This window comes from Pseudomonas sp. LF020 (assembly GCF_053456425.1).
Map to the genome: position 1 here is coordinate 480,273 of NZ_JBRFIX010000003.1, position 13,174 is coordinate 493,446.

The following is a 13,174-nucleotide window of genomic DNA, read 5'->3' on the forward strand; positions in this document are numbered from 1 at the left end:
GTGTCAGCTCGCCGAAAGCTTTTGATCTTGATCCACGGGCGACGTCGGAAGGCTGAGTGGAGGGATTGATCCGGGGGTGGGAGCGCAGCGACCGTTTGGCGCAGCCAAACACAGCGAGAGGAGGTGCAGCGAAGCAAACCGTAGGCGCTGCCCCCGGATCGATCCCGCAGCGAAGGGACCCCGAGCTTTAGCGAGCGGGCCGAACGCAGGAGCAAGCGTTTTTTTGCTTACTTTTTTTAGGCGTTTGTAAAAAAAGTGAGTCGCCGTAAGGGCGAAACCTTAAGCAGCCGTTACCGCAGCAACGGATATGTACCCGACAAAAGCCGCCACATATACCGAGATAGACACCCCAACAGGAAAAACGATATTTCCGAACACACCCAAATCCCCGCTAACCTGAAAAAACAACCACCTCAAAAATCCCGGGGACTCCATGGAAAGATTCACCCTGAAACCACTACTGATCACCCTCGCACTGACCGCCATAACCCCAATCGCCAACGCCGCCACAACCCTGGTCTACTGCTCCGAAGCCAGCCCCGCAGGCTTCGACCCCAGCCAATACACCAGCGGCACCGACTTCGACGCCTCCGCCGAAACCGTCTTCAACCGCCTCACCCAATTCCAGCGCGGCGGCACCGACATCGAACCCGGCCTGGCGACAAAATGGGACGTCTCCAACGACGGCCTCCAATACACCCTCCACCTGCGCCAAAACGTAAAATTCCACACCACGGAATACTTCACCCCAACCCGCGACTTCAACGCCGACGACGTCCTGTTCACCTTCCAGCGCCTGCTCGACCCGGACAACGCCTTCCGCAAGGCCTACCCCGCCGAGTCCCCGTACTTCACCGACATGGGCTTGAACACCACCATCAAATCGGTAGAAAAAATCGACGCCAACACCGTGCGCTTCAACCTGAACAACGTCGACGCCGCGTTCGTGCAAAACCTCGCCATGAGCTTCGCCTCGGTGCAATCGGCCGAATACGCCGCCCGGCTATTAAAGGAAGGCAAAGCCGCCGACCTCAACCAGAAACCGGTGGGCACCGGCCCGTTCGTGTTCAAGCGCTACCAGAAAGACTCGCAGATCCGCTACGCCGCCAACCCGGCCTACTGGAAACCCGAAGACGTGAAGATCGACAACCTGATCTTCTCGATTACCCCGGACGCCGCCGTACGCCTGCAGAAACTCAAGGCCGGTGAATGCCAGGTCAGCGGCTACCCGCGCCCGGCCGACATCGAAGTGATGGAACAAGACCCGAACCTGCGCGTGCTCAAACAGGCCGGATTCAACCTCGGCTTCCTCGCCTACAACACCACTCACCCGCCACTGGATCAGCTCAAGGTCCGTCAGGCACTGGACATGGCCATCGACAAACCGGCGATCATCAAAGCCGTCTACCAGAGTGCCGGCCAACTGGCGCAGAACGCCTTGCCGCCGGCGCAATGGTCGTATGACCCGAACATCAAGGACGCTCCGTACGACCCGGTGAAAGCCAAGGCGCTACTCAAGGAAGCCGGGGTGGCACCGGGTACCACCATCAATCTGTGGGCAATGACCGTGCAGCGTGCGTCCAACCCGAACGCGCGGATGTCGGCGCAGATGATCCAGCAGGATTGGGACAAGATCGGGATCAAGGCCAACATCGTCAGCTACGAGTGGGGCGAATACATCAAGCGCGCAAAAAATGGCGAACACGACGCGATGATCTATGGTTGGACAGGTGACAACGGTGACCCGGACAACTGGCTCGGCGTGCTCTACAGCTGCGCGGCGGTCAAGGGCAGCAACTACGCCAAGTGGTGCGACCCGGCCTACGACAAATTGGTGCAGCAGGCCAAGGTGACCACCGACAAGGCGCAACGGGTAAAACTGTATCAACAGGCGCAACTGATCCTTAAACAGCAGGTGCCGATCACCCCGATCGCCAACTCAACGGTGTTCCAGCCGCTGCGCAAGGAAGTGACCGACTTCAAGATCAGTCCGTTTGGCCTGACGCCCTTCTACGGCGTGGGTATAAATAAGTAACACCAAGCCCCAAGGCGGCGCGCACAACATGACCAGCGCACCGTTTTGGGGCTTGGTTTGCACCGTAAAAAACGGCCGCAAACGGTCAAATGCGTCAACTCTTATACAAATGCGACATTAAGGTACGTTCGTGCCACCGTTTAACGCCCGCTCACACTCTGGATCTTGCATTGGGTATGGCCCCTGCATAAGTATCCGCAGGCACGACTCACGAGGTCGTACCTCACTATTAAAAAATGACAACAAATCATGAGGCCAACATGCTTAAACACGCGGTCATTCCGTTTTTAGTCGGCGCAGGCTTGTTAGCCTCCGCACCTTTCGCATCCGCTGCGACTAACCTGGTGTTCTGCTCCGAAGGGAGCCCGGCCGGTTTTGATCCAGGCCAGTACACCACCGGAACCGACTTCGACGCCTCAGCCGAAACCATGTTCAACCGCCTGAGCCAGTTCGAGCGTGGCGGCACCGCCGTTATCCCGGGCCTGGCCACCAGTTGGGACATTTCCCCGGACGGCCTGACTTACACCTTCCACCTGCGCGAAGGCGTCAAGTTCCACACCACCCCGTATTTCAAGCCGACTCGTGAGTTCAACGCCGACGACGTGCTGTTCACCTTCAATCGCATGATTAACAAGGATGACCCGTTCCGTAAGGCGTACCCGACCGAATTCCCGTACTTCACCGACATGGGGATGGACACCAACATCACCAAGATCGATAAAGTCGACGACCACACCGTTAAATTCACTCTGAAAGAAGTCGACGCCGCGTTCATCCAGAACATGGCCATGAGCTTCGCCTCGATCCAGTCCGCCGAGTACGCTGCCCAGTTGCTCAAGGAAGGCAAGGCTGCTGACATCAACCAGAAGCCGATCGGCACTGGCCCGTTCGTGTTCAAGAGCTACCAGAAAGACTCGAACATCCGTTACACCGGCAACAAGGATTACTGGAAGCCGGACGACGTGAAGATCGACAACCTGATCTTCGCCATCACCACCGACCCGTCGGTGCGTATCCAGAAGCTGAAGAAGAACGAGTGCCAGGTCACCCTGTTCCCGCGTCCGGCGGATCTCGCGGCACTGAAAGCCGACAAGACCCTGAAGATGCCTGACCAGGCCGGTTTCAACCTCGGCTACATCGCCTACAACGTGATGGACAAGGTCAAGGGCAGCAACGAGGCTAACCCGCTGGCTGACCTGCGCGTACGTCAGGCACTGGACATGGCGGTGAACAAGCCGCAGATCATCGATTCGGTTTACCAGGGCGCCGGCCAGCTGGCCGTCAACGCCATGCCGCCGACCCAATGGTCCTACGACACCACCATCAAGGACGCCAAGTACGATCCTGAGAAAGCCAAACAGCTGCTCAAGGAAGCCGGCGTCAAGGAAGGTACCGAGATCGTGCTGTGGGCGATGCCGGTGCAGCGTCCGTACAACCCGAACGCCAAGCTGATGGCTGAAATGCTCCAGTCCGACTGGAAGAAGATCGGCCTGAACGTGAAGATCACCAGCTACGAGTGGGGCGAGTACATCAAGCGTTCCAAAGGTGGCGAGAACCAGGCCATGATCATTGGCTGGAGCGGTGACAATGGTGACCCGGACAACTGGCTGAACGTGCTGTTCGGCTGCGACTCGCTCAGCGGCAACAACTTCTCCAAGTGGTGCGACAAGAAGTTCGACGGTCTCGTTAAAGAAGCCAAGCGCACTACCGACCAGGCCAAGCGCACCGAACTGTACAAACAGGCGCAACACGTCCTCAAAGATGCAGTCCCAATGACACCTATCGCTCACTCGACGGTGTATCAACCCATGCGCGCCAACGTGCAGGACTTCAAGATCAGCCCATTCGGCCTGAACTCCTTCTACGGCGTCAGCGTCAGCAATTAAGAAGAGACAGCGGCGACGTTTCAGGCGGCGCCGCTGTTTTTTTCTGCCGACTAGCCAGGAATTTGCCTACAGCCATTTCCACCCTGCTTTAACAGGGAGGTACATGACGTGTTGCCTTTTCCTACGAGTCTTTAGGACTCAGCGCATTTACTGCCAGACCCACGGCCCCTACCGTCGGGTTCTGACCAGTGTCTGCGTGGGCCATCGGCTTGCTGTACGTACTGGATTGAGCTCAATGCAACCTCAACGTCCCTGGACGGGATCGCGATGCATTGAACACCACAACAAAAAGAGGGAGCGTCATGCGCCATACCTTGGTTTTTTCCGCATTGCTGGGCGCCGGCCTGATGGCCGCCACGTCCGCCAGTTACGCCGCCAGCGACAGCCTGGTGTTCTGCTCCGAAGGCAGCCCGGCGGGTTTCGATACCGCGCAGTACACGACCGCGACCGATAACGACGCTGCCGAACCGCTGTACAACCGTCTGGTCGAGTTCGAAAAAGGCGCGACCAACGTCGTACCCGGACTGGCAACCAAGTGGGATATTTCCGAGGATGGTCTCAAGTACACCTTTCACCTGCGTGAAGGTGTGAAGTTTCATACCACGCCGTACTTCAAACCGACGCGCGATTTCAACGCCGACGACGTGCTGTTCACGTTTAACCGCATGCTCGATCCGCAACAGCCATTCCGTAAGGCTTATCCGACCGAATTCCCGTATTTCAACGGGATGAGTCTGAACAAGAACATCGCCAAGGTCGAAAAGACCGGGCCGCTGACCGTGGAGTTCACGCTCAACAGCGTCGATGCCGCGTTCATCCAGAACATCGCCATGAGCTTCGCTGCCATCCTGTCCGCCGAATACGCCGACAAGCTGCTGGCCGAAGGCAAGCCGAGCGATATCAACCAGAAGCCGGTCGGTACCGGGCCGTTCGTGTTCAAGAGCTATCAGAAAGACTCGAACATCCGCTACACCGGCAACCCGCATTACTGGGACCCGAGCCGGGTCAAGCTGAAGAACCTGATCTTCGCGATCAACACCGACGCTTCGGTGCGCGTGCAGAAGCTCAAGGCCGGCGAATGCCAGATCACCCTGCATCCGCGCCCTGCCGACGTCGAAGCGCTGAAAGCCGACTCGAAACTGCAGCTGATTTCCAAGCCCGGCTTCAACCTCGGGTACATCGCCTACAACGTGCGCCACAAGCCCTTCGATCAGCTCGAAGTGCGTCAGGCGCTGGACATGGCGGTGAATAAACAAGGGATTCTCAACGCCGTTTATCAAGGCGCCGGGCAACTGGCCGTCAACGCCATGCCACCGACCCAGTGGTCCTACGACGACAGCATCAAGGACGCCGCCTATAACCCGGAAAAAGCCCGCGAGCTGCTCAAGGCTGCCGGCGTCAAGGAAGGCACCGAAATCACCCTGTGGGCGATGCCGGTACAGCGTCCATACAACCCGAATGCCAAATTGATGGCCGAAATGCTTCAGGCTGACTGGGCCAAGATCGGTCTGAAAGTGAAGATCGTCAGCTACGAATGGGGCGAGTACATCAAGCGCACCAAGAATGGCGAGCACGACATCAGCCTGATCGGCTGGACCGGCGACAACGGTGACCCGGACAACTGGCTGGGCACCCTGTACAGCTGCGACGCGATTGGCGGCAACAACTATTCCATGTGGTGCGATCCGGCTTACGACAAGCTGATCAAAGAGGCCAAGGTCGTCACCGACCGCGACCAGCGCACCACGCTCTACAAACAGGCGCAGCAGTTGCTCAAGCAGCAAGTGCCGATCACGCCTGTCGCCCACTCGACGGTCAACCAGCCGTTAAGCGCCCGGGTTGAAGGCTTCAAGGTCAGCCCCTTCGGTCGCAATGTGTTCTCGGGCGTCAGTATCGATTAACCCAACCGATTAGCCGCAACGCTGAGGGGACTGTCTATCCCCTCACGCAAGCGCTTTGCCGAAATTCGCCAATCGGGCCTTTTGCAAACGTTTGCGATGTGTGAATGAGTTCTAAACCAATAACCGGCCAACCCAAAAAAGCCGGCATAAAAAGAAAGTAAAGGAGCTTCACCCATGAAACTGAGCAGCACCGCGATCCTGGCCTTGGCCATAAGCAGCATCACCGCTACCGCTTACGCGGAAGAGCAAAGCCAGGCGTTTACCCCGGTGACCGTCAACGAGAAGAGTGCCCAGGCTGACGCCAAAGGTTTCCTCGAAGGTTCGACCATCAGCGGCACTACCCGTAACTGGTACGCGAACGAGCAACTCAAACGCGGCGGCAAGTTCACTTACCGCAAGGACGGCGTCGCCACCCCGACTGACCGTCGTATCAACTGGGTGCAGGGCACCATCGTCAACTTCAGCTCCGGTTTCACTGAGGGCACCGTCGGTGTCAGCACTGAAATTGCCGCTTACAACGCTGTAGCGCTGGAGCGTAATCGCAAGGATCTGGCCTCCAACAATGGTGGCGCACCGGGTTCACGTCCAGGCGCGGGCAACAACCGTACGCTGACCAAGGAAGGCGGTGACGCTGAAGGCCAGTGGAGCAAACTGGGCCTGGCCAACGTCAAGTTCCGCGTTTCGAACACCACGCTGACCGCTGGTCGTCAGAACTTCAGCACGCCGATCGTCGACACCATCGGCAACCGTGCGCTGCCTTCGAGCTTTGAAGGTGTCAGCCTGCACAGCGAAGAACTGAACAACCTGTCGTTCGACGCCGGCAGCTTCGACCGCGTATCGCCGCGTACCGAAGAAAGCCTGTCGAAGTTTCGCACCGAGTACAGCGCCAACGGCGCCGAGACCGATCGCGTCAGCATCGTCGGCCTGAACTACCAGCCGCTGAAAAGCCTGAAGACCAGCCTGTACGCCTCCAAGGCTGAAGACTTCTGGAACCAGTACTACTTCGGCGCCACCCACGAACTGGGTGACAGTAATGTCCTGAGCCTGACCACCGGCCTGAACTACTACAAGACCGTCGATACCGGCAAGAAAGAGATGGGTGAAATCGACAACGATACCTACTCCCTGTCGTTCGGCCTGACGCATCAGGCCCACAGCCTGACCTTCTCGTACCAGGCCATCAACGGTAACGAGTACTTCGACTACCTGCACGAAACCAACGGTATCTACCTGGCCAACTCCCTGCTGTCGGACTTCAACGGCCCGAACGAGAAGTCCTTCCAGGTCGCCTACGGTCTGAACATGGCCGAATACGGCGTGCCAGGCCTGAAGTTCAACATTTACCAGGCGCGCGGCTGGGGCATCGACGGTACTCATTACACCGGCACTGCGTACGACGTACGCAGCATGGACGGCGAGCACCACTATGAATACGGCATCGGTGCAACCTACGCGGTACAGAGCGGCCCACTCAAGGCGACCACCATCCGTGGCACCTACACCGCTCACCGCGCCAGCGAAAACCAGGCTGACGGCAGCATCAACGAGTTCCGTCTCGTGACCACCGTTCCATTCAACATCCTGTAAAAAACGCCAACCGGCGGCTGACTCATGATGAGTCGGCCGTCCGGTTTTTTGTCTTCAACCGATTGCAGAGGGTTATCGATGAAAATGCTTCCCCTACGTGCGGCCATTGCTGCCGCGTTGTTGAGCGCCGCCATCGGCGTCTCGGCCAAACCCTTGGTGGTCTGCACCGAAGCCAGCCCGGAAGGCTTCGATATGGTCCAGTACACAACTGCAGTCACTGCCGATGCGGTGGCCGAAACCATCTTCAACCGTCTGGCGGACTTCAAGCCCGGTACCACCGAAGTGATTCCGGCACTGGCCGAATCCTGGGACATCAGTGAAGACGGCCTGACGTACACGTTCCACCTGCGCAAAGGCGTCAAGTTTCATACCACCGAATACTTCAAGCCGACCCGCGACATGAACGCCGACGACGTGGTCTGGAGCTTCCAGCGTCAGCTGGACCCGAATCACCCGTGGCACAAACTGTCGAGCGTGGGCTTCCCGTACTTTGAAAGCATGGGCTTCAAGGAACTGCTCAAAAGCGTAGAGAAAGTCGACGACAACACGGTCAAGTTCACCCTGACCCGCCGCGAAGCGCCGTTCCTGGCCGACATCGCCATGGCGTTCTCCTCGATCTACCCGGCCGAATACGCCGACCAGTTGCTCAAGTCCGGCAAGACCGGCGACCTCAACAACAAGCCTGTGGGCACCGGCCCGTTCATCTTCCAGCGCTACGCCAAGGATGCGCAGGTGCGCTTCAAGGCCAACCCGGACTACTTCCGTGGCAAGGCCCCGGCTGACGCGCTGATTCTGGCGATCGCCACCGACAACAACGTGCGTCTGCAGAAGCTCAAGGCCAATGAGTGCCAGATCGCGTTGTATCCGAAGCCGGATGACATCCCGAGCATCAAGAAAGACAGCAACCTGAAAGTCGACGAGATGGACGCGATGACCGTCTCGTACATCGCCATGAACACCCAGCACAAATACATGAGTGACGTACGCGTGCGTAAAGCGATCGACATCGCCTTCGACAAGGAAGCCTACGTCAACGCGCTGTTCGGCAAGGGCAACGCCAGCGTGGCGGTCAACCCGTACCCGCCGACGCTGCTGGGCTATAACCACGACCTGAAGAACCCGCCACGCGATCTGGACAAGGCCCGTGCCTTGCTCAAGGAAGCCGGGGTTCCGGAAGGCACCGTGTTTACCCTGTTTACCCGTAACGGCGGCGGCCCGACCAACCCGAATCCGATGCTCGGCGCGCAGATGATGCAGGCTGACCTGGCGAAAGTCGGGATCAAGATCGATATCCGCGTCATGGAATGGGGCGAAATGCTCAAACGCGCCAAGGCCGGCGAGCACGACATGGTGTCGGCCGGATGGGCGGGCGACAACGGCGACCCGGATAACTTCCTGACGCCTATGCTCAGTTGCGAAGCGGCCAAGAACGGCGAAAACTACGCTCGCTGGTGCAACGAGAAATTCCAGGCACTGCTCGACGAAGCACGGGCTAAAGTAGATCCGGCCGAACGCGCGAAGCTCTACGAACAGGCCCAGGTGTTGTTTAATCAGGACCAACCGTGGATCAGCATGGCCCACACCCGGATGTTTACCGCAATGCGCAACAACGTAGAGGGTTATCACATCAGCCCTCTCACAACCAATAACTTCGCCACCACCCAGGTGAAGTAGATAAGAAACTCCCGGCCTCCCTGACCCCAGGGTCGCCGGGCACGCCTAACCGGCTGATGAGGTACCACACAAGATGTTTAGTTTTATTGCCCGCCGACTGGGGTTGTTGATCCCCACGTTTTTCGGCATCACCTTGCTGACTTTCGCGTTGATTCGCATGATTCCGGGCGACCCCGTGGAAGTGATGATGGGCGAACGTCGGGTCGACCCCGAAATGCACGCTCAGGCAATGGAACGCCTAGGTCTGAACAAACCGCTGTATGCCCAGTATCTGGACTACATCGGCAAACTGGCCCACGGCGATCTCGGCGAATCCCTGCGTACCCGTGAAAGCGTATGGACCGAGTTCACCTCCCTCTTCCCGGCGACCCTGGAACTGTCCATGGCCGCTCTGCTGTTCGCCGGCATTCTCGGTCTTCTGGCCGGGGTGATTGCGGCACTCAAGCGAGGATCCCTGTTCGACCACGGGGTGATGGGCATCTCCCTGGCGGGGTATTCGATGCCGATCTTCTGGTGGGGCCTGATCCTGATCATGTTCTTCTCGGTGAGCCTGGGCTGGACCCCGGTGTCCGGGCGGATCGACCTGCTCTACGACATCGAGCCGCGCACCGGTTTCATGTTGATCGACACGCTGCTGGCCGATGACATGGGCGCGTTCCTCGATGCCCTGCATCACCTGATCCTGCCGGCCATCGTGCTCGGCACCATTCCGCTGGCGGTGATCGCGCGGATGACCCGTTCGTCGATGCTCGAAGTGCTGCGTGAAGACTACATCCGCACCGCCAAGGCCAAAGGCCTGTCGCCGTCGCGCGTGGTGTTCGTGCACGGCCTGCGCAACGCGCTGATCCCGGTCCTGACCGTGGTCGGCCTGCAAGTCGGCACCCTGCTGGCCGGTGCAGTCCTGACCGAAACCATCTTCTCCTGGCCCGGCATCGGTAAATGGCTGATCGAAGCCATCGGCGCCCGGGACTACCCGGTTGTGCAAAACGGCATCCTGTTAATCGCCTGCCTGGTGATTCTGGTCAACTTCGTGGTGGACATCCTCTACGGCTTTGCCAACCCACGCATCCGTCATCAGCGCTGAGGTCAATACCCATGAGCACTCCAACATCCTCAGTAGCCACTTCCGCTCCAAGCGCGGATCAAAGCCTGCTGTACCCGTCACCGTACAAAGAATTCTGGCAAGCCTTCTCCAAGAACAAGGGCGCGGTTGCCGGTCTGCTGTTCATGCTGCTGGTGATTTTCTGCGCGATCTTCGCGCCGTGGGTCGCCCCGCATAACCCGAGCGAGCAATATCGGGACTTCCTGCTGACGCCACCGGCGTGGCTCGAAGGCGGGCAGATGCAGTTCCTGCTCGGCACCGATGAACTGGGCCGTGACCTGCTGTCACGGCTGATCCAGGGTTCGCGCCTGTCGCTGCTGATCGGTCTGTCGTCCGTTGTGATGTCGTTGATCCCGGGGATCCTGCTGGGTCTGTTCGCCGGTTTCTTCCCGAAAATGATCGGCCCGACCATCATGCGTCTGATGGACATCATGCTGGCCCTGCCGTCCCTGCTGCTGGCTGTGGCGATCGTCGCCATCCTCGGCCCTGGCCTGATCAACACCGTGATCGCCATTGCTGTGGTGTCCTTGCCGTCCTACGTGCGTCTGACCCGTGCAGCGGTGATGGGCGAACTGAACCGCGACTACGTGACCGCCGCGCGCCTGGCCGGTGCCGGTCTGCCACGCCTGATGTTCATCACCGTGCTGCCCAACTGCATGGCACCGCTGATCGTTCAAGCGACCTTGAGCTTCTCCTCGGCGATTCTCGATGCTGCGGCACTGGGCTTTCTCGGCCTTGGCGTACAACCGCCAACCCCTGAGTGGGGCACCATGCTGGCCTCGGCCCGCGACTACATCGAACGCGCCTGGTGGGTCGTCAGTCTGCCTGGTTTGACCATTTTGCTCAGCGTGCTGGCAATCAACTTGATGGGCGACGGCCTGCGCGATGCGCTGGACCCGAAACTCAAGAACGCCGCCTGAGGAGATTCCCATGTCACTGCTAGAAATCAAGAATCTCAACGTTCGCTTCGGCGACAAGAACGCCGTGCCGGTGGTCGATGGCCTCGACCTGAAGGTCGACAAGGGCGAAGTCCTGGCGATCGTCGGCGAGTCCGGCTCGGGCAAGTCCGTTACCATGATGGCGCTGATGGGCCTGATCGAGCACCCGGGGATCGTCACTGCCGACGCCCTGAGCTTCGACGGCAAGAACATGCTCAAACTGAGCAACCGCCAGCGTCGGCAGATCGTCGGCAAAGACCTGGCGATGGTGTTCCAGGACCCGATGACCGCGCTCAACCCGAGCTACACCGTCGGCTTCCAGATCGAAGAAGTGCTGCGCCTGCACCTGAAAATGTCCGGCAAGCAAGCGCGCAAACGCGCCATCGAACTGCTGGAAAAAGTGGAAATCCCTGGCGCCGCCAGCCGTATGGACGCTTACCCGCACCAACTGTCCGGTGGCATGAGCCAGCGTGTCGCGATCGCCATGGCGATTGCCGGCGAGCCGAAACTGCTGATCGCCGACGAGCCGACCACGGCACTCGACGTAACGATTCAGGCACAGATCATGGATCTGCTGCTGGCGTTGCAGAAAGAACAGAACATGGGCCTGGTGCTGATCACCCACGACCTCGCCGTCGTGGCCGAAACCGCCCAGCGCGTGTGCGTGATGTACGCCGGCCAGGCGGTGGAAGTCGGTCAGGTGCCGCAACTGTTCGACATCCCGGCGCATCCGTACAGCGAAGCGCTGCTCAAGGCGATTCCCGAGCACAGCCTGGGCGCCGCGCGCCTGTCGACCCTGCCGGGCATCGTTCCGGGCCGCTACGACCGTCCGCAGGGTTGCCTGCTGTCGCCGCGCTGCCCATACGTGCAGGACACCTGCCGCGCGCAGCGTCCGGCCCTTGATCCGAAAAGCAACAGCCTCGCGCGCTGCTTCTTCCCGCTGAACCAGGAGGTGGCGTAATGGCCGTCGTACTTACCGCCCGCGACCTGACCCGTCACTACGAAGTCTCCCGTGGCCTGTTCAAGGGCCACGCGACCGTGCGCGCCCTCAACGGCGTGTCGTTCGAGCTGGAAGCCGGCAAGACCCTCGCCGTGGTAGGCGAATCGGGTTGCGGCAAATCCACCCTCGCCCGCGCCCTGACGCTGATTGAAGAGCCGTCGTCCGGCTCGCTGAAAATCGCCGGGCAAGAAGTCGCCGGCGCCGACAAGGCCCAGCGCAAGCAACTGCGCAAAGACGTGCAGATGGTGTTCCAGAGCCCGTATGCGTCGTTGAACCCACGGCAGAAAATCGGTGATCAACTGGCCGAACCGCTGCTGATCAACACCAACCTGAGTGCCGCCGAGCGTCGCGAGAAAGTCCAGGCGATGATGAAGCAGGTCGGCTTGCGTCCCGAGCACTACCAGCGTTATCCGCACATGTTCTCCGGCGGTCAGCGTCAGCGTATTGCCCTCGCCCGGGCGATGATGCTGCAACCGAAAGTGCTGGTGGCGGACGAACCGACCTCGGCGCTGGACGTGTCGATTCAGGCACAGGTGCTGAACCTGTTCATGGACCTGCAGCAGGAATTCAACACCGCCTACGTGTTCATTTCGCACAACCTGGCGGTGGTGCGTCACGTTGCTGATTCGGTGCTGGTGATGTACCTCGGCCGGCCAGTGGAAATGGGCCCTAAAGAGGACATCTACACCCGTCCCCTGCACCCGTACACCCAGGCCTTGTTGTCGGCAACGCCAACGATCCACCCGGATCCGGACAAGCCGAAAATCAAGATCGTCGGCGAGCTGCCCAACCCGCTGAACCCGCCACCGGGCTGCGCGTTCCACAAGCGTTGCCCGTATGCGACCGAGCGTTGCAGCAGCGAAGAGCCGGCCCTGCGCCAGCTCGACAACCGGCAGGTGGCTTGCCACTACGCCGAGCAGTTCCTCGACGGCGCCGCGTAAGCAAAACCGGAGACCGACACAAAACCTGTAGGAGCTGTCGAGTGGAACGAGGCTGCGATCTGTTGATTTTCAGCATCAGGATCAAAAGATCGCAGCGTGCCGCAGCGCCT

9 protein-coding genes are annotated in these 13,174 nt (G+C 59.6%); all 9 read left to right on the forward strand.

Annotation, left to right across the window (positions count from 1 at the left end; genetic code table 11):
* Positions 1-433 precede the first annotated feature (433 nt).
* Complete coding sequence (locus ACU680_RS09945; RefSeq protein ID WP_448179337.1) at positions 434-2,035, forward strand: ABC transporter substrate-binding protein; 1,602 nt, start codon at positions 434-436, stop codon at positions 2,033-2,035.
* 260 nt (positions 2,036-2,295) lie between these two features.
* A complete protein-coding gene (locus ACU680_RS09950; RefSeq protein ID WP_007966695.1) occupies positions 2,296-3,921 on the forward strand; it encodes an ABC transporter substrate-binding protein in 1,626 nt (541 codons plus the stop codon).
* Between the two features lie 302 nt (positions 3,922-4,223).
* On the forward strand, positions 4,224-5,822 hold the full coding sequence (locus ACU680_RS09955) for an ABC transporter substrate-binding protein (protein ID WP_007966697.1): 1,599 nt from the start codon (positions 4,224-4,226) through the stop codon (positions 5,820-5,822).
* Positions 5,823-5,996: 174 nt separating this feature from the next.
* Positions 5,997-7,409: an OprD family porin gene (locus ACU680_RS09960; RefSeq protein WP_007966699.1), complete on the forward strand. Its 1,413-nt coding sequence runs from the start codon at positions 5,997-5,999 to the stop codon at positions 7,407-7,409.
* A 78-nt stretch (positions 7,410-7,487) separates the two neighbouring features.
* On the forward strand, positions 7,488-9,083 hold the full coding sequence (locus tag ACU680_RS09965; protein WP_448179338.1) for an ABC transporter substrate-binding protein: 1,596 nt from the start codon (positions 7,488-7,490) through the stop codon (positions 9,081-9,083).
* Between the two features lie 73 nt (positions 9,084-9,156).
* Positions 9,157-10,167 carry an ABC transporter permease subunit gene (locus ACU680_RS09970; protein WP_007953665.1) on the forward strand — a complete coding sequence of 337 codons (1,011 nt, stop codon included), beginning with the start codon at positions 9,157-9,159 and terminating at the stop codon, positions 10,165-10,167.
* Between the two features lie 11 nt (positions 10,168-10,178).
* Positions 10,179-11,105: an ABC transporter permease subunit gene (locus ACU680_RS09975; RefSeq protein WP_003221608.1), complete on the forward strand. Its 927-nt coding sequence runs from the start codon at positions 10,179-10,181 to the stop codon at positions 11,103-11,105.
* 10 nt (positions 11,106-11,115) lie between these two features.
* Positions 11,116-12,084, forward strand: a complete 969-nt coding sequence (locus tag ACU680_RS09980) for an ABC transporter ATP-binding protein (RefSeq protein WP_007966704.1) — start codon at positions 11,116-11,118, stop codon at positions 12,082-12,084.
* Positions 12,084-13,064: a peptide ABC transporter ATP-binding protein gene (locus ACU680_RS09985; protein ID WP_007966705.1), complete on the forward strand. Its 981-nt coding sequence runs from the start codon at positions 12,084-12,086 to the stop codon at positions 13,062-13,064. Before ACU680_RS09980 ends, ACU680_RS09985 begins: the two co-directional genes overlap by 1 nt.
* The last annotated feature ends 110 nt before the right edge of the window (positions 13,065-13,174 follow it).